This is a genomic window from Faecalibacterium prausnitzii, assembly GCF_049532945.1.
GTDB classification, from domain to species: Bacteria; Bacillota; Clostridia; order Oscillospirales; family Ruminococcaceae; genus Faecalibacterium; species Faecalibacterium prausnitzii_N.
Genome location: NZ_CP186691.1, coordinates 2,697,972 through 2,716,022, shown reverse-complemented (window position 1 = coordinate 2,716,022; position 18,051 = coordinate 2,697,972). Strand labels below are relative to the sequence as shown.

Below are 18,051 nucleotides of genomic sequence, written 5' to 3'. Positions count from 1 at the left end.
TGCGAAAAATCGGCCTTCCCCCTTGCAAAATCGTGCCAAATGCGGTATCCTAGATGCACAGTTTAGCTCTTTATCATGGTAAAGCGATAAAACAAGGGCGCTAGAGGAGGACTTTGGGATGAGAATGAAACGATTCCTTTCGATGTTTGTGGCGGGTGCGATGGCACTCAGTCTGGCAGCCTGCGGCGGGGCCGCATCCACGTCTGCGGCTGCTTCGGCTTCCGGCTCTGCGGCAGGCTCTGCTGCATCCGCTTCGGCCGACAGCGACCTGGCCTACATTCAAGGCAAGGGCAAGATGGTCATTGGCTACACCGTCTATGAGCCGATGAACTACACCGATGCCGACGGCAACTTTACCGGTTTTGATACCGAGCTGGCAACTGCCGTGTGCGAAAAGCTGGGAGTCGAGCCGGAGTTCGTGGAGATCAACTGGGATACCAAGGTGGTGGAGCTGGATGCCAAGAGCATCGACTGCATCTGGAACGGTATGACCCTGACCGATGACATCATGGCCAACGCCGCAACCACCAAGGCCTACGCCAAGAACGCACAGGTCGTGGTCGTGAAGGACGGCACCGACTACAGCTCCACTGCGGATCTGGTGGGCAAGACCGTGGTTGCCGAGGCTGGCTCTGCCGGTGAAGCCGCCATTGAGGGCGACGAGAACCTTGCACAGGCCGATTACGTCTCCAAGAGCGTGCAGACCGACTGCCTGATGGAAGTTGCCGCAGGCACTGCTGATGCCGCTGTGCTGGATCTGACTCTGGCCAACGCCATGATCGGTGAGGGCACCGACTATGCAAGCCTGAAGATCGTGGACGAGCTGAACGCTGAAGAGTACGGCGTGGCCTTCCGCAAGGGCAGCGATACCGCCGCAGCTGTGGATGCCGCCTTTGACGAGCTGAAGGCTGACGGCACCATGCAGGCTCTGGCCGACAAGTACGATCTGGCTCTGGCCGACTGAGTTCTATAAGAATGTAATTACTCCTTCCGTCATCGCTGCGCGATGCCACCTCCCTCGGTGAGGGAGGCTTTTTGTTGCCGATATGCGTGAGGCTCCCTCATTGAGGGAGCTGTCACCGAAGGTGACGGAAGAAGTTCAAAAAACGGATTGATGGGTGTGTTCTTGTGTCTGTGATTCTGAGTCGCCTTTCCGGCGCGTTTCTGCTCAACTGTGAGCTGTTCGCTCTGACCCTGCTGTTTGCGCTGCCGCTGGGTCTGGTGGTGGCTTTCGGCTCCATGAGCCGGTGTAAGCCGCTTTCCGGCGCGGTAAAGACCTTTGTGTGGGTCATCCGCGGCACGCCGCTGATGCTGCAGATCATCGTGATCTACCTTGGCCCCGGCCTGCTGGGCATGAATAACCCGTGGCCCTCCGGCTCCGGCGGACGCATGGTGGCGGCGGTGGTGGCTTTTGCCATCAATTACGCCTGCTACTTCTCCGAGATCTACCGCGGCGGCATCGAAGCCGTTCCCAAGGGCCAGACCGAGGCCGGTCAGGTGCTGGGCATGACCAAGACCCAGATCTTCTTCAAGGTGACGCTGCTGCAGGTGGTCAAGCGCATTCTGGCCCCCATGGGCAATGAGGTGATCACCCTCGTCAAGGATACCTCGCTGGCAAATACCATTGCCAACAAGGAGATCATCATGATGGCCAAGGAGTACAGCGCAAAGGGCTTGATCTGGCCGCTGTTCTCCACTGCCATCTTCTTCCTGGTGTTCGTGGGCGCACTCACCCTGCTGTTTGGCTGGGCCGAAAAGAAACTGGATTATTTCCGCTGATGAAAGGGAGGAAATTGGATCATGGCACTGCTTGAAGCCTCCGGCATCGGCAAAAACTTTGGCGATACCAAAGTACTCAAGGATATCTCACTCACGCTGGAACAGGGCGAAGCGCTGGCGATCATCGGCTCGTCCGGCTCCGGTAAGACCACCCTGCTGCGCTGCCTGAACTTTCTGGAACGGCCGGACACCGGCATCATCAAGGTGAACGGCGAGACCATGTGGGATGCTGCCGACCCCGCCACCCAACGGGAAAGCGAGATCCGCAAAAAGCGGCTGCACTTTGGTCTGGTATTTCAGAACTTCAACCTCTTCCCGCAGTACACCGCCCTGCAGAACGTAATGCTGGCGGGTGAACTGCTGGCGAAGGAGCGCCCGGACTACAAGGCCAACAAAAAGGCCATCCATGCCGAGCTGGAACAGCAGGCACAGGAACTTCTGGCCCAGATGGGCCTTTCTGCCCGGGCAGGCCACTACCCGCACCAGCTTTCCGGCGGTCAGCAGCAGCGCGTGGCCATTGCCCGCGCACTGGCTCTGCACCCGGACATCCTTTGCTTCGACGAGCCGACCTCGGCCCTCGACCCGGAGCTGACCGGCGAGGTGCTGCGCGTCCTGCGCGACCTTGCCGACCGCAAGACCACCATGATCATCGTCACCCACGAGATGCACTTTGCCCGTGATGTGGCCGACCGCATCATGTTCATGGACGGCGGCGTGGTGGTGGAGGAAGGCCCCGCCAAGCAACTCATTGAGCACCCGCAGGAGGAGCGCACGAAGCAGTTCCTCGCCCACTATTCTGAATGACCGCATCTGCCCCCGGAGAGGTTGCCTTTCCGGGGGCTGTTTTGCTATAATAGATTCGAACAGGAAGGAGGGAGTTCCGGTATGACGACAAAACGAGAACAGGCTATGCGCAATGCGGTGGCGTCTGCGCGGATGGAGGGGCTTCCGGTCTCCAAACAGACGGAGCGCGATTGTGTGCGCTATCTGGAAGGACGAATCGATACGGCGACCCTTGTGCAGGAGATCCTGAACCGGCAGCGTGGGCAGGACCGGCCAGCCCGGAGGTGAAGCATGGGATATACCATTGATGCAACGGAAAGCGGCTGCTATCCGGGAACAACGGTTCTGGTCAACAAATTCGATCTGCGCAGTCAGAGCGAGCTGGATGCGGTCGAGGCTGCGCTTGTGACGGCAAAGGCGATCCAGTGGGAAGAGGCACCTTTGTGTGACAGCTTCGATTTTGCGCATTACAGAGCAATCCACAAACATCTGTTTGGGGAGCTGTATGATTGGGCGGGGCAGGTGCGGACCATCAATATCTCCAAGAAGGGGACGCAGTTCTGCCCGGCAGAAGAACTGCCGCGCGTTGGCGAGGCGGTTTTTGCGCGGGTGAGAAAAGAACACTTCTTCTGCGGTCTTTCGCGGGAACGTTTTGCAGAGGAGCTTCTGGACCTCTATGAACGGACCAATGAGCTGCATCCGTTCCGGGAAGGGAATGGGCGGACACAGCGTGTGTTTCTGGCCCAGCTGGCGCAGAACGCAGGCTATCGGCTGGATTTTTCCTGTGTGGATGCCGATGAGCTGATGATCGCAACGATATACGCCGCACAGGGTATCGACCTGCCGCTGAAAGATGTGCTGGACAAGATCATAAAAGAATGACCGCATCTGCCCCCGGAGAAGTTGCCTTTCCGGGGGCGGTTTTGCGCAGGTGCGCGGATTCTACTGCTGGTCGGTTGCGGGTCTGCGGAATTTCTGCTACACTGGAGCCAACAAGACCGGACAGGGGAGGACGACACGATGGAGCAGAACTTCGAACTAAACAAGCAGGCGTTCGGGGCGTTCCTGGCGCAGCTGCGGCGGGAAAAGGGCTGGACGCAGAAGGACTTGGCCGAGAAGCTGTATGTCTCGGACAAGGCAGTCAGTAAATGGGAGCGGGGAGTTTCCCATAGTTAAAGATACCACACCAAATATGATGAACCCACGCTTATACACTACCAGCTATAATAAACCGCAAGGACAGCAATTTGATGATACTGCTGTCCTTTCTTTTATAAAATTGCAGTACACATAAAAAAGCTGTAAAATGATAAATATATTTGTCCTTGTAACAATTCTCGGACATTTGCCTGTTATACTATCTGCAAAAAGCAAAGGAAGTGAGAATATGGAGCAGATTTTAATTGTCGAGGACGACAGTTTTTTGAATAAGATGTTAGACTATAACCTGACCGCAGACGGCTACGGCGTGACTTCTGCCCTAAATGCCAGAACCGCAGCCGAAGCCATCCGCCAGCGGGAATTTGATTTAGTGCTGCTGGACATCAACCTGCCGGACGGGAACGGTTTTGAACTGTGCAAGCTGATAAAGCCCCAGCACCCGGACACCATCGTAATATTCCTGACCGCCAACGATCAGGAGAGCGACCAGATACGGGGCTATGAGGTGGGCGCGGTGGACTACATCACAAAGCCCTTTGTAATCGGGGCCTTGCAGCGGAAGATCAAAGCCATGTTCGCCATGCTGGAACACCACAAACCGGCTAAGGACATTTACGATGACGGACGGCTGTTTCTGGACTTCTCGGAGCAGACGGCTTCCCTAAACGGCAAGCCCCTGACCCTATCCCCGATGGAGTACAAAATGCTGAACCTGTTTCGTAAAAATCCCCGGCAAGTGCTGACCCGTGGGCAGCTTTTGGAAAAGCTGTGGGATATAGACGAGAGGTTTGTAGACGAACACACCCTGACAACCTCCATCAGCCGGATTCGCAGCAAGATCGAATCCGACGGCGGCGCACCCTACATCAAGACTGTTTACGGCATGGGCTATCAATGGACGGGAGGCGAGGCAAAATGAAGGTTCAAAACCTCTCGGTAAAGCGGCTGTTTGGCCGGGTGGCAATAGGGCTTGTCCTCTCCATGTCCGGGATCACCATAGTCCTGTTTTTTGTGACAAAACAGACGGCGGTGCTGCTGACAGGCGGGGCGCTGCTGCTGTGTGCCCTTGTGGGGATTTTCGTACTGACGCAGGCGTTTGGAAAGCGGCTGTCGCAGTTTACCGCTGACCTGTGCCAGACCTTAGACCACATGATCGCCGGGAATGAAGCGCCCCAGCGCCCAGAGGACAGCGAAACCCAGCTTGCCAGAATTGGGCACCGTCTGGCAAGGCTCTACCAGATCATGCAGGAGAACCGCCGCCGGGTGGACGAGGAACGGCAGGAGTTACAGACCCTTGTATCGGATATTTCCCATCAGGTGAAAACGCCGGTAAGCAATCTGAAAATGGCGACGGACACCCTGCTGGAAAAGCCTATGGCCGAGGCAGAGCGCACCGACTTTATCCGGGGAATCCGCAGCCAGACGGATAAGCTGGACTTTCTCTTTCAGGCCCTTGTGAAAACCTCCCGTCTGGAAACAGGCGTGATCCAGTTGGACAAGAAACCGGGCCGCCTCTTTGATACCGTGGCACAGGCCATGAGTGGGATCGTGTATGCAGCGGAGAAAAAGGAAATCGCCGTGTCCGTGGACTGCCCGGAGGATTTGACCGTTTCCCATGACAGCAAGTGGACATCGGAAGCCCTCTTTAACCTGCTGGACAATGCGGTGAAGTACACCCCGGCAGGCGGGAAAATCGCTGTGTCTGTGGTGCTGTGGGAAATGTATGTGGAAATCAAAGTAGCCGACACCGGCAAGGGCATTTCCGAAAGCAATCAGGCCGCCATCTTCCGGCGCTTCTATCGTGAGGAAGAAGTACACGAACAGCAGGGCGTGGGCATTGGCCTGTATCTGGCCCGCGAGATCGTAACACGGCAGGGCGGCTATATCAAAGTGGTTTCGGAGCCGGGCAAGGGTTCGGAATTTTCCATTATGTTGCCGACTAAATAAAGCACACTTATAACAGGAGAAAACACCATGAAAAAAATCAATTTTTGCAAAGCAACAACAATCATCTTAATAATCAATGTTATTTTATCTATTGTTTTATTTTTCGTTGTTCCTGATAAAATAGCAATTCAATGGGTAGGTACATCCCCCAGCAATGCAGTAGATTCTTACTATGTATTTTTGGTGCCGGTATTGTCAGTGCTTTTTGCTTTTACGGGAAAACCTATTTTTACAATGTTCCTGTTTAGATTGTGGAATAGAACTAACGAGCATTTAGTGACATACTTAAATTTGTGTCTGCAAGTTGTATTTCTTACTTGTGAAATCTATATCGGATTATATAACCTATGTAATTTTAATGTTGCCATTAGTATAATTCTCATTGTGGAACTTATGATAGATGTGGTGATTGGATTGAAATTATTTCACAATCAATCTATCTAAAAGATTGTGTAGTATGATTCGGCGGACGACCATTTCCGGCTGTCCGCCGTGAATTTTTTGAAATGTCCGAGTGTTGTAACATTTCACCCCGATTTTCAATGAAATTTTTTGGCCGCTGTAACATTTCGCGGACATTTGGGTTTTACAATAGCCTTATCAACAAAAGCGAGGAGGCGACGCAATGGAACTGACCCCGACATTGATTTTGAATCTGGCGCTGCTGATCGTCCCGCCCGCTGTCCTTGTGCTGGTGTTCCGGCAATGGCTGGCCCGGCACATCCGCTGGACGGTTGCCTTGACTGCTCTCTGTGATGTTCTCCTGTTTTGGGATGAACTGTTCTACTATGAGAGCTTCGGCCTGTTCGCTGGGCTGATTCTGGTACAGTTGGCGGCCACCGGCGCGGCAGCGTTCCGCATTTACAACAAACAAAGAAAGGATTGAATTTTATGAGTATTTTACAGACTATCGACCTGAAAAAGTATTACGGCACAGAGACGAACATTACCCGCGCCCTTGACGGCGTGAACTTCTCCGTGGAGGACGGCGAGTTTGTGGCCGTTGTGGGAACCTCCGGCAGCGGCAAGTCCACCCTGCTTCACATGATGGGCGGGCTGGACACCCCCACCAGCGGAACTGTGATCGTCCGAGGCGAAGAACTGGCAAAGAAGAACGACGAACAGCTTACCATCTTCCGCCGCCGCAACATTGGATTTATCTTCCAGAACTATAACCTTGTTCCTATCCTGAATGTGTATGAGAACATCGTCCTGCCGGTGGAGCTGGACGGGGACACGGTGGATCAGAAGTTTTTGGACGAGATCGTTCACCTGCTGGGGCTGGAAGATAAACTGAAAAATATGCCGAACAATCTTTCCGGCGGACAGCAGCAGCGTGTGGCTATCGCCCGCGCCCTGATTACCAAACCGGCTATTGTGCTGGCCGACGAGCCGACTGGCAACCTTGACAGCAAGACCAGCGCCGAGGTGCTGGGGCTTATCAAGCGTACCAGTGCGGAGTTCCGGCAAACTGTTGTGATGATTACCCACAACAACGACATTGCCCGCCTTGCAGATCGGATTGTCCGCATTGAGGATGGCAAGATTGTGGAATAAGGAGGTGGCAGGCTATGACATGGCCTTTTGAAAATGATACCAGCGCCATTACAAAGAAGCTGGCAAAGAAAAGTTTGCAAAGCGAGAAGCGCCGGAATCTGATGGTAGTGATCGCCGTTGCGCTGGCGGCATTTCTGATCTGCTTTACGGGAATTGTAGCTACTTCCCTGACACAAATGCAGCGCAATCAGGTTGTCGATACTTATGAGGCGGTCTGGCTGGGCGTAGAGGAAAACGACATTGAAACCCTGAAAGGACTGCCGGAGTTTGAGCGCGTAGGCGGCTACTATATGCTCGGTGAGGAACTTTCGGAACAGGGCTATCATGCCTCTTATGTATATAATGACGCAGAAATGATGGAGATTGGGCGCGACCAAATGAAGCTATTGGAGGGGAATCTGCCCCAAAAAGCAAATGAAGTTGTCGTAAGCGAATACTTTCTCTCCACCTATGGAAACAATGCCAAGATCGGGGACAGTGTGACCTTAGATACCGAGAGTTTTCATGGTGATTATGTCGTTACCGGCATTATGGACAGCGTAAATGAAAAAGAAGCGAATACCTGCGCGATCATTCTTTCCAAAGCTGCCCTGACAGAATGGAAAGGGTTTGATCCGGCTGGGTATCGCGCCTATGTCCATTTCAAAAACAGCGACCAGTTGGGCGAGGAACTGATAACCTCTTATTGCAGGGAGATTGCAGAGGAATATCAGCTTCCTAATCCCAGCATGAACAACAAGTATTTTGCTTATGCTTCTAAATCCTTTGATTTTTTACCGATTGTTGGTGTGATTGTTATTGTTCTGATCGGCGGCTATATTGTGATTCAGAGTATCTTCCGTATCTCCATCAATGACAAAATCAGGAGCTACGGACAGCTTCGGACGATTGGTGCAACGCCAAAGCAAATCAAGCGGATTGTAAAGCGGGAGGGACGCAAACTCGGCAGTATCGGAATTTTGGTTGGTACAGTGCTGGGCGTATGCTGCGGTTTTCTTCTGTTTTCCAAGGGATTTAACGCTGTTTCCTATGTCGTTATGGTTTCCCTGACACTCATAAGCAGTTGGATCATGGTGTCTATTTCCATCCGTAAGCCGGTGAAAATCGCGGCAGGGATTTCCCCCATTGAAGCCGTCCGTTTTACCCCGGTGCAAAAGGACATCCGCAGCCGGAAAAAGAATATCAAGCTCAATCCTGTTTCAATGGGAATTGCGAATTTTAAGCGTGACCGCAAAAAGACAATCAGTATTGTAGCATCTTTGAGTATCGGCGGAATTTTGCTGATGGTGGTATCTTCCATTGTTTTAGTGCGCTCACCAGAACAAATTGCGAGATTATATTTTCCTGACAGCGATTACAAAATATATCTCCAAGATCTATCGGAAGAAATGTTAGTAAAAGGTAATCCGCTAAACGAGGAACTAAAGCAGGAAGTTTTATCTGTTGATGGTGTTACGGATATAATCGTAGCCAGACAATCGCTCCATACCAGCATTAAAACAGATGCTAACCAAAATTCAGGAATATGTGATACGCTGACCGACCAGAACTATGCTATGGTTGAGGCTGCATTGACAGAGGGAACGATGCCGACAGATTCTCATAGTATCGTAATTCACGACCAGATTGTAGCGTATTTTGAAGATATGGGCGTCGGTTCCACCGTTAAATTTTCTTCAATGGATGGTAAGCAGTCCATCCCTGTTACAATATCGGGAGTGTTTTCCCTTTCAAAAATGCCTGTGATTTTCGGGCATGGACGCGCTCATACAGATGGCTCTGTTTTCTTTGCTCCAAAAGATTTATTCTACGAACTGTACCCGGAAATTACTACCTTTGATTACTCATGGAGCATTGTAAGCAATCCGAAAAAAGCTGAAACTGTAAAAGCTGAACTGAAAAATATTGTAGCCGAACACAGTAACCTTGCTTTAGATGAAATAGATACAGCGATTGCGGCTGAAAAATCACAAAATTCTGCGGTGTTTGGTAGTATGCAGGTTCTTTCATGGTTGGTGTTCCTCTTTGGCGTTATCAACCTCATCAATACGACCCTCTCTAATCAGATGTCCAGAAAACAGGAAAACAGTGTTTTGCGTTCCATTGGTCTGACACAAAAACAGTTATGCAAAATGAATATATGCGAGGGTCTGTGCTATGCGTTCTTTGCAACATTGGCAATCCTGATTGTCGGATTTCCTATTTCTATTGTTGCAAGTAGAGAAATAAGTATAGCTACTTTTGGCGGAAATGTAGTACCTTACAAATTCCCAGTTTTGGAAATGGGATTGTTCATTCTGGTATTATTCGGAATGGAACTGATCTTGTCTGTATGGACAATCCGCAGACAGAAAAAACAATCCCTGATTGAACAAATGCGGGCAATGGAATAATCGTATGGGATCGGCGGGGCGGCGTGTGCTGCCCCGCTTTTTCCGCCATTTCTCAAAAAAATTTTTGAAATGTCCGAGCGTTGTAACAATTCAGCCTGTTTTTCTGTCGAAATCAAAGGCACCTCGGACATTTATAGTTCTTCCAAAAGTTTGATGATAATATTACCATTCATGGAAGAAGCAATCTGTTATTGCAATAATGCGAAATTGACGATAGAAAGTTTTTCATATCTCGGTCAGCTCAACAATTACATTACTCTGCTGATACAGCCAGTCCGTAAATTCTTTCGGGCTGGCCGTTCCTGTTTTTACAGCCTTTTTTCTCTGTAAGGCTTCTTTCTTAAAGTCGGAAAAGGAAGCCTGTATTTTTTCCAGACGGTCAGCCGGAAAGCCTGCGGTATTTTTTACCCGGTTTATTTTGTTGCGCCAGTTCTGGCATTCATTTTTATAAAGCAGGTCATAGTTATTTTCTCTTGACCTCTCGTCAAATTCCCGCTTGTTTTGAAGCGCCTGTGCTTTTCGGCACTTGTCGCTGCACAGCTCATACCGCTGGCTCTTTGCCAGAAAATATTTTCCACAAACCTTGCACCGCCGGAAGCAAAGCCCCCAGTCATTCAGCCTGTTCAGATAATAGGTAATCAACGGGTAGAGGGACGCATAGGCAGACACACATTCTTCTGTGCGCCGGTTGTCCGGGAACCAGAGGTCAAGCCGGGTATCTTCTGACGGTGCGCCTTTGAAATAAAGGCTGCCAGCTTGAAAATGTTTCGGTTTTCCTGTCTCCCTGTCAAAGCTCATGGTTTCGTTATGGAATACCCCGGTCAGGCTGCTCATTTTATCCATGAAGCGGTCACAGGCAGCGTTACGGTCACGGGGTTCTCTGGCAAGCAGATAGCTGTTCCAGATACGGAACGCTACATACATTTTCAGAGGATCGTTGCTAAGATATTTTCCCCAGAGAAATTCGCTTGCCGCCTGCTCCAGCTCCGGCTGTTTCCATCTGTTGGAGTGGAGGGCTTGCCGCAGCGGAGAAAGCCCATATAAGTTCCAATCTCTGTCCGTGTCATGCTCAAAGTTTATCAAAAAAGTTCCCAGTGGGCGTGTCATATCACAAAGCACCTCTGCGTTTTGGCTCCCGTTCAGCCGGAAGCGGATCTGCTGTTCTTCCCCAATCAAAATCCGCTCTTTCATTTTCTTCCTGTCCAGCGTCAGGACAAACAAAATCCTCTCAAAACATGGCTCATGCCGTATAAACTGATTCTCCATCCCTATCCCCTGCCTTTGTTTATGGTAATTATATAATTCAGTTATATCCGTTACACTCATGGTATCGCAGAAGTATTGTTTTGTCAAGGATAGTCCGCTATGATGATTGCAGTTGGTAATTTCGTGCCACACAGTACCTTGACAAGTGAATGACCGTCCAAAAGGGATATGACCGGCAGGAGAAGTGACGCATTCGGCGCACCAATGCAGGGAAACACCGCAGGAATGGGGCAGGAAAACGGCTTTTGGGGAGAACGGCAACAGGAAGCATTTTAACCTATTTGATTTATGGGAGGAACAGAATGAACGATAAAAAGAGATTGAACAGCTACGAGGATTTACCGCTGGTTCTGGATGTGGCGGACATTCAGCGGATTATGGGAATTTCAAGAGCGAGCGCCTATGAGCTGGTACACACACCCGGCTTTCCAGCGTTCCGCAGGGGCAGACTTATCAAGGTCAGCAAAATTGCTTTCTTTGAATGGATGGCAAAAGGCTCCGAAACCGTACCGGGAAGCGACAAATAAGCGTGAGGTATCATTCCCTGACTTGCAATACTGCCGCACTTTCCAAAGGGGCATACAGAGGGAAAAAAACTTAAAAATGATACCGAGACGCTACATCAAAACAGCCTATCTGCGTACATCAGATAGAAACGGAGAAAGGAGCCGGTTATGGCAAGAATGAGTAACAAGCGGCGGTTGGAATGGTCTTTCTTCTTAAATGACCGCAGCCGTATCACTTACAACGAACTGTGCCGGAAATGCCAGCACGAATGTAAACAGAGCTTCCGGGCGGTTGTGGTTGACTGCCCGAAGTATCTTTCCAAGCGTTCCAAGAAAAAGGACAAGACTGCCGGAAACGGCAAAATCCCTTAGGAACTAAGGGCGCACTTCTATACATAGTCTAAAGACCATGTATCGTGCGTCCTGCGGAGCTTACCTCTGCCGCTGATAAAATCAGCAATCCGAGGTCTGCGTTCGCTTCGCTCCGACAAGGTGGCTACACCCCCTTGCGCCGCTAAAGCGGCTATCCCCTGTGTACCCGCCGCAAAGAGAAATCCGCTCTGCGGTTTTCCCTTTTCATCGGGTTTTATAGAAGCACTGACACACGGACTGTCTGCGGATGGTCTTTCTTTATCTTATCAGCAAAGGATGTGAGAACATGGAAAAATCTTTGGAACAGTTGAAGCAGGAATATGAAAAAACCACTGTCCTGCTGGAACAGGAAAAACGGAAAATGCAGCGTTTGAAAAACCGGCAGGCGTATCTGGAAAGCGGTTCCCGGAAACAGAGGACGCACCGGCTGATTACCCGTGGGGCAGCTATTGAGAGCATTGCACCACAGACAAAGGAGCTATCCGAAGCGGAATTTTATTCCCTCATGGAAAGCATTTTGAATCTGCCGCAGGCGGAGCATTTCATCCGGTCTGCCACAGAGAACCACGCCCGTATTTCCGGGCAGGAGAAAGGCGGTGACTAAGGATAGCACTTTATCATTTTTCAATCGCACAGATCAAGCGCAGCGCCGGTCAGAGCGCCATTGCCAGCGCAGCCTATCGAGCCGGGGAGCGTCTTTACAGCAGCTACTATGGAGAAGTCAGCGACTACACCAAAAAGGGCGGCGTGATCGCTTCGGAAATCATGCTGCCGCCCCATGCGCCGGAAATATATCTTGACCGGGCGACCCTCTGGAATGCTGTGGAGAACTGCGAGAAACATCCAAAAGCACAGCTTGCCTATTCCTTTGATATTGCCATGCAGAATGAATTGACGCTGGAAGAAAACATGGAGCTGGCGAGGAAGTTCGTACAGGAGCAGTTTGTGACAAAAGGCATGATTGCCGACCTTGCTTTTCACAGCCCGGAGAAAGAGGACGGCGGCATCCCTAACCCGCATTTTCATGTGATGACAACCATGCGGCCTTTGAACCCGGATGGCACATGGGGACAAAAACAGCGTCGGGAATATCTTCTTGATGAAGATGGAAACCGAATCCGGGATAAAAACGGCGATTATATGTTTAACGCTGTCCATACAACAGACTGGCATGAGCCGGAAACGCTGGAACACTGGCGGGAGCAGTGGGCGGCTGCCGTTAATACAAAATTTGAGGAAAAAGGGCTGGATGTGCGTATCGACCACCGTTCCTATGTGCGGCAGGGGCTTGACCTGATACCTACTGTCCACGAGGGAGCTAATGTCCGGCAGATGGAAGCAAAGGGCATCCGCACCGAGAAAGGGGAACTGAACCGCTGGATTAAAGCCACCAACCGGCTCATGCAGGATGTGAGGAAGAAGATCAAAGCCCTGTTTGTCTGGATGGCAGAGGTAAAAGAAGAACTTTCCAAACCGCAGACACCGAGCCTTGCCGACCTGTTGATCGCTTATTACAACCAGCGCAACGCAGGGGCATGGAGCAATAAAGCCAGAACCGGAAACTTAAAGCAGTTTGCCGAAGCCGTCAATTATCTGACGGAAAACAAGCTGCTCACATTAGAGGATTTGCAGGAGCGTCTTTCCTCTGTCAACGAAGAATTTGAAGCGTTAAGCGACTCCATGAAAAAGAAATCTGCCCGGATAAAGGAATTGCAGGAATTGATACGGGAGGGCGAGAATTACCAGCGGCTAAAACCTGTTCATACGGAATTGAACAATATCAAGTTTAAGAAACAGAGGGAGAAATTTGAAACATCCCACGATGCGGAGTTACGGCTGTTTTATGCCGCCCGCCGTATTTTGAAAGAAAAACTGGACGGAAAACCCATTGCCCTGAAAGCATGGAAACAGGAATACGCACAGTTAAAAACAGAGTATGCCGAACTGTCTCCGCAGCACAAGCCACTCCGGGAGGAAGTCATACGGCTACGGCAGGTGCAGAACGCCGTAGATACCGCACTGCGCCGGAGGGAGCAGCCACAGGCAGTACAGAGAAAGAAACATGAGATGGAGCTATGATATAACCGGCAGCTTTACCGCTACCAGTATTTTTATGGAGGGAGCATTTGAATGTATTTGAAGCGGTGAAACAGTCTGTTACCACCCGGCAGGCTGCTTCATTCTATGGAATCCGGGTGGGGAGAAACGGCATGGTCTGCTGTCCATTCCACAATGACCGCACGCCCAGCATGAAAGTGGACAGCCGCTTTTACTGCTTCGGCTGCGGGGCTTCCGGGGATGTGATCGACTTTGCCGCTTTGCTGCATGGATTGGGGAAACGGGAAGCTGCGGTCAGGCTTGCGGAGGACTTCGGCGTTTCCTATGAGAAATCCGGCAATGCGCCGCCAGATAGGAAGCGTCACAACAGGTCACAGCCCCGACAAAAATCAGCGGAGCAGAGATTTCAGGAAACGGAACGGTATTGTTTCCGGGTGCTATGCGATTATCTGCGCCTGCTGGAGCATTGGAAAACAGCACACGCCCCACAGCCGCAGGATGCCATCTGGCATCCTCTTTTTGTGGAAGCGTTGCAGAGGATAAGCTACACAGAATACCTTTTGGATATTTTGTTATACGGAGAAATAGAAGAAAAAGCGGCATTGATCGCCGCACAGGGAAAGGAGGTGTTGCGGCTTGAACAGCGAATTTCAGAGCTTGCCGCCGGAAACGCAGGAAGCGGTCAAAAGGACGATGGACACAATGGAACCGGCGCAGACACCGGCAGAAATCCGGGAAACATTAGAGGGGACGCAGAAAGGCGGCGTGAAGAACAGCATCCGAAACTGCCTGACGGTGTTCCAGCGTGACCCTCTGTTTCGCGGGGCGCTGCGCCTGAACCTTTTGACGGAGCAGATTGACATTGTGAAGCCGCTGGGCTGGGAGCGCACCAGTACCACGCTGACCGACATGGACATGAACTACCTGCTTTTGTATCTGGAAGAAAATTACGGGCTTACCAGCGAGAAAAAGGTGCAGAGCGCCATCAAGATTGTTGCCAATGAAAACCGCTACCATCCAGTCAGGGATTACCTGAACAGCCTGCAATGGGACGGCACAGAGCGCATCCGTTACGCCCTGCATCACTTTCTGGGAGCCGATACGGACGAATACACCTATGAAGCCTTGAAACTGTTCCTGATGGGAGCCATCCGGCGGGTATTCAGACCGGGGAGCAAGTTTGAGGTCATGCTCTGTCTGGTTGGTGGTCAGGGAGCCGGGAAATCTACCTTTTTCCGGCTGCTGGCAGGCAGGGACGAATGGTTTTCAGACGATTTGAAAAAGCTGGATGATGAAAATGTGTACCGCAAAATGCAAGGGCATTGGATAATCGAGATGTCGGAGATGATAGCCACAGCCAATGCAAAGAGTATTGAGGAAATCAAGTCCTTTTTGAGCAGACAGAAAGAGACCTACAAAGTCCCCTATGAGACACATCCGGCAGACCGGCTGCGGCAATGTGTATTTGGAGGGACGACCAACCGGCAGGACTTTTTGCCCCGTGACCGCACCGGCAACCGGCGCTTTCTCCCCGTGACGGTGTACCCGGAACGGGCGGAGGTTCACATACTGGACGATGAAGCGGCGGCGAGGGCGTATATCGAACAGATGTGGGCGGAAGCCATGACGGTTTATCGCAGTGGGAAGTATAAGCTGTCATTCAGCATGGAAATGAACCGATACCTGAACGCCCACCAGCAGGACTTTATGCAGGAAGACACACAGGCCGGCATGATCTACGCCTATTTGGAGGACTACACCGGCGACAGGGTATGTTCCAAGCAGCTTTATGAGGAAGCGCTGGGGAACTTAAATTCCCCGGCAGACTGGGAGACACGGGCAATCTGCGAGATTATGAATACCGGCATTGCGGGCGGCATCATACAGGGCTGGGTAGCCTACAAAAGCCCGAAGCGGTATAAGAAATACGGTTCTCAAAAAGGCTGGGAGCGTGTCAACCAAGCTCCGCCGGAGGGGGACGGTTTTCAGGAAATCACGGAAGAAGAAGCCCGGCAAATGGAACTTCCATTCTGAAAAGCCACCGGTTGACAGTTTGGTTGACGCTTTGGTTGACAGCCGGTTGACGGGGAAAAGCCTGATATTTGGGGCATTTCTCTCCTTTGTCAACCATGTCAACCAAGAAATCAAAGAAAAAGTAAAAAGTAATAATAGAGCGCCTATGGATTGTTTTCAAAGTCTTTTCTGCCGGTTGACACGGTTTGGTTGACACGGAGACAGTCTGCGGCTGTACACCTGTCTGACATTCCCTTGTCGGGCATATTTCATTTATGGAGGTAACTGCCTATGGCAAAAAGCAAAAACGAGAGCAATAACAAAAACAGCGGCACCCTGCTTACCGAAAAAGACGGCACCCAGTATTTTGTCATGGGGAAAGTCCGTATCAAGGTATCGGAGCATTTCGCACAGGATGGGAAGCCGCTTGACAGCCTGCTGGAAGATGTGATCCAGCACGCTGCCGCCGCTTCCTGAAAAAATACGGAATAACGACTGTCAATCAGCCCACGCTTATGATATACTTGTACCAGCGAGTATTGTATAAGCGTGGGTTGTTTCTTTTAGAAGGAGGATTTTTAACCGTGAAACAACCATACAATACAACGATTTATAACACTGCACTATATTTGAGATTGAGCCGTGACGATGAATTACAGGGGGAAAGCGGCAGTATCCAGACCCAGCGCATGATGCTTAGACAGTATGCCGCAGAGCATGGGCTGACCGTTGTAGACGAGTACATTGACGACGGATGGAGTGGGACAAATTTCGAGCGTCCAAGTTTCCAAAGGATGATTGATGACATCGAAGACGGGAAAATCAACTGCGTTGTCACAAAGGACTTATCCCGTCTGGGAAGAAACTATATCCTGACCGGTCAGTACACGGAAATCTATTTCCCCAGCAAGGGAGTACGCTACATTGCCATCAATGACAATGTGGACACCATCAACGGAGAAAGCGAGCTTGCACCGTTCTTAAACATCCTGAATGAAATGCACGCCCGACAGACCAGCAAAAAGGTCAAGGCTGCCATGCACACAAGATTTGCCAATGGCGCACACTATGGAGCCTATGCACCGCTGGGCTATGTAAAAGACCCGGACAAAAAAGGTCATCTTCTGATCGACCCGGAAACACGCTGGATTGTAGAGAAGATTTTTGACCTTGCTGTACACGGGCGTGGAGCCGCCAGCATTACACGGATTCTGGTGGAGGAAAAAGTACCTACCCCCGGCTGGCTGAACTATGAAAGATACGGGACTTTCGCCAATATCTACGCCGGTGCGCCCGCAGAAAAAGCCTATGCGTGGACGATAGCACAGGTCAAGAGCATTTTGAAAGAGGAAACCTACATCGGTCACAGCATTCACAACAAGCAGAGCAACATTTCATTCAAGAACAAGAAAAAGGTGCGGAAGCCGCAGGAAGAATGGTATCGTGTGGAAAATACCCACGAAGCCATCATTTCTGAAGAAGTGTTCCAAAAAGTTCAGGAGCTGATTGCAAGCAGACGCAGGAAACGCAGAAACGGTACGACACAGATTTTCGCAGGATTGATAAAATGTGCAGACTGCGGATGGTCTTTAGCCTATGGGGAAAACAAGCAGAATAAGAACCCATACGGGTACTACCATTGCAGCAAGAACGGGCAGGGATTACGCCAGTGTTCCATGCACTATATCCGCTATGATGTACTGTATGCCTATGTGCTTGCAAGACTGCAATACTGGTCTATGCTGGCACAGAAAGACGAGGACAAGCTGCTGAAACGCCTGCTCAATGCCAGCGACAGGGAAAGAAACTCTGCGAAGAAAAAGCAGGCTGCGGAGCTGAAAAAGGCAGAGAAGCGTAAAGCCGAGGTTGACGGGCTGTTTGCTAAAATGTATGAGGACTGGTCTGCCGGACGCATAACCGAGTATAACTTCAATATGCTGTCCGAGAAGTACCAGAACGAGCAAAAGGAGCTTGAAACAAAAATAAGACAGCTTCACGAAACGATGGAAGCCGCCGTACAGACCGCAGCGGATGCTGAAAAGTGGATTGCCCTGATGAAACAGTATGTCAACCCTGTGGAGCTGACCGCCGAACTTCTGAACACTCTAATTGAAAAAATAACCGTCCACGAAGCTGTCAAGGGCGAGGACGGAAGCCGTGAGCAGGAAGTAGAAATCTACTACCGCTTCATCGGCAAAATCGACTGACCTTTCTTT

At 50.8% G+C, this 18,051-nt stretch carries 20 protein-coding genes and 1 pseudogene; 20 read left to right on the top strand and 1 reads right to left on the bottom strand.

Translation table 11 applies throughout. From position 1 onward, the window contains the following. Positions 1-124: 124 nt before the first annotated feature. The 12 genes and pseudogenes from ACNQFG_RS13675 to ACNQFG_RS13620 all read left to right on the top strand — a co-directional run bounded on the left by ACNQFG_RS13675 (position 125) and on the right by ACNQFG_RS13620 (position 9,620). Positions 125-964, top strand: coding sequence for a transporter substrate-binding domain-containing protein (locus ACNQFG_RS13675; protein WP_423406594.1), 840 nt, complete (start codon positions 125-127; stop codon positions 962-964). A gap of 170 nt (positions 965-1,134) precedes the next feature. Further along, entirely contained in the window at positions 1,135-1,779 is a 645-nt protein-coding gene (locus tag ACNQFG_RS13670) for an amino acid ABC transporter permease (RefSeq protein ID WP_005938622.1), read from the top strand. Positions 1,780-1,800: 21 nt separating this feature from the next. Further along, positions 1,801-2,583, top strand: a complete 783-nt coding sequence (locus ACNQFG_RS13665; protein ID WP_005938624.1) for an amino acid ABC transporter ATP-binding protein — start codon at positions 1,801-1,803, stop codon at positions 2,581-2,583. Between the two features lie 81 nt (positions 2,584-2,664). Continuing rightward, complete coding sequence (locus tag ACNQFG_RS13660; RefSeq protein WP_158577517.1) at positions 2,665-2,850, top strand: antitoxin VbhA family protein; 186 nt, start codon at positions 2,665-2,667, stop codon at positions 2,848-2,850. A gap of 3 nt (positions 2,851-2,853) precedes the next feature. Continuing rightward, on the top strand, positions 2,854-3,444 hold the full coding sequence (locus tag ACNQFG_RS13655) for a Fic/DOC family protein (RefSeq protein WP_423405261.1): 591 nt from the start codon (positions 2,854-2,856) through the stop codon (positions 3,442-3,444). Positions 3,445-3,582: 138 nt separating this feature from the next. After that, positions 3,583-3,729 (top strand): annotated as a pseudogene (locus tag ACNQFG_RS13650) (helix-turn-helix domain-containing protein); the annotation flags it as partial. 220 nt (positions 3,730-3,949) lie between these two features. Then, entirely contained in the window at positions 3,950-4,642 is a 693-nt protein-coding gene (locus tag ACNQFG_RS13645; RefSeq protein ID WP_035394423.1) for a response regulator transcription factor, read from the top strand. After that, on the top strand, positions 4,639-5,670 hold the full coding sequence (locus ACNQFG_RS13640) for a sensor histidine kinase (protein ID WP_118412049.1): 1,032 nt from the start codon (positions 4,639-4,641) through the stop codon (positions 5,668-5,670). Before ACNQFG_RS13645 ends, ACNQFG_RS13640 begins: the two co-directional genes overlap by 4 nt. 27 nt (positions 5,671-5,697) lie before the next feature. After that, a complete protein-coding gene (locus ACNQFG_RS13635; RefSeq protein ID WP_004611616.1) occupies positions 5,698-6,114 on the top strand; it encodes a hypothetical protein in 417 nt (138 codons plus the stop codon). A gap of 181 nt (positions 6,115-6,295) precedes the next feature. Beyond that, complete coding sequence (locus ACNQFG_RS13630; RefSeq protein WP_008816373.1) at positions 6,296-6,556, top strand: hypothetical protein; 261 nt, start codon at positions 6,296-6,298, stop codon at positions 6,554-6,556. 5 nt (positions 6,557-6,561) lie between these two features. Beyond that, positions 6,562-7,227, top strand: coding sequence for an ABC transporter ATP-binding protein (locus ACNQFG_RS13625; protein ID WP_271935575.1), 666 nt, complete (start codon positions 6,562-6,564; stop codon positions 7,225-7,227). Positions 7,228-7,241: 14 nt separating this feature from the next. Beyond that, positions 7,242-9,620, top strand: a complete 2,379-nt coding sequence (locus tag ACNQFG_RS13620; RefSeq protein ID WP_227616236.1) for an ABC transporter permease — start codon at positions 7,242-7,244, stop codon at positions 9,618-9,620. A 225-nt stretch (positions 9,621-9,845) separates the two neighbouring features. Here the strand turns inward: ACNQFG_RS13620 and ACNQFG_RS13615 are convergent, their stop codons facing one another. Further along, positions 9,846-10,886 carry a DUF6076 domain-containing protein gene (locus ACNQFG_RS13615; RefSeq protein WP_423406593.1) on the bottom strand — a complete coding sequence of 347 codons (1,041 nt, stop codon included), beginning with the start codon at positions 10,884-10,886 and terminating at the stop codon, positions 9,846-9,848. A 302-nt stretch (positions 10,887-11,188) separates the two neighbouring features. Here ACNQFG_RS13615 and ACNQFG_RS13610 point away from each other — a divergent pair, with 302 nt between their 5' ends. The 8 genes from ACNQFG_RS13610 (at position 11,189) to ACNQFG_RS13575 (ending at position 18,042) form a co-directional block, all read left to right on the top strand. Continuing rightward, complete coding sequence (locus ACNQFG_RS13610; protein ID WP_005362423.1) at positions 11,189-11,413, top strand: helix-turn-helix domain-containing protein; 225 nt, start codon at positions 11,189-11,191, stop codon at positions 11,411-11,413. Between the two features lie 147 nt (positions 11,414-11,560). Continuing rightward, on the top strand, positions 11,561-11,764 hold the full coding sequence (locus ACNQFG_RS13605; RefSeq protein WP_004614949.1) for a hypothetical protein: 204 nt from the start codon (positions 11,561-11,563) through the stop codon (positions 11,762-11,764). Positions 11,765-12,050: 286 nt separating this feature from the next. After that, positions 12,051-12,368: a DUF3847 domain-containing protein gene (locus ACNQFG_RS13600; protein ID WP_008816380.1), complete on the top strand. Its 318-nt coding sequence runs from the start codon at positions 12,051-12,053 to the stop codon at positions 12,366-12,368. 2 nt (positions 12,369-12,370) lie between these two features. Beyond that, entirely contained in the window at positions 12,371-13,843 is a 1,473-nt protein-coding gene (mobQ, locus tag ACNQFG_RS13595; RefSeq protein WP_074104019.1) for a MobQ family relaxase, read from the top strand. A gap of 47 nt (positions 13,844-13,890) precedes the next feature. Then, complete coding sequence (locus ACNQFG_RS13590; protein ID WP_014079457.1) at positions 13,891-14,631, top strand: CHC2 zinc finger domain-containing protein; 741 nt, start codon at positions 13,891-13,893, stop codon at positions 14,629-14,631. Continuing rightward, positions 14,516-15,856, top strand: coding sequence for a VapE domain-containing protein (locus ACNQFG_RS13585; protein ID WP_423405260.1), 1,341 nt, complete (start codon positions 14,516-14,518; stop codon positions 15,854-15,856). Before ACNQFG_RS13590 ends, ACNQFG_RS13585 begins: the two co-directional genes overlap by 116 nt. 270 nt (positions 15,857-16,126) lie before the next feature. Further along, complete coding sequence (locus tag ACNQFG_RS13580) at positions 16,127-16,312, top strand: hypothetical protein (protein WP_004849804.1); 186 nt, start codon at positions 16,127-16,129, stop codon at positions 16,310-16,312. A gap of 107 nt (positions 16,313-16,419) precedes the next feature. Beyond that, positions 16,420-18,042 (top strand): recombinase family protein, encoded by a 1,623-nt coding sequence (locus tag ACNQFG_RS13575; protein ID WP_008791695.1) that lies wholly within the window; start codon positions 16,420-16,422, stop codon positions 18,040-18,042. Positions 18,043-18,051: the final 9 nt, after the last annotated feature.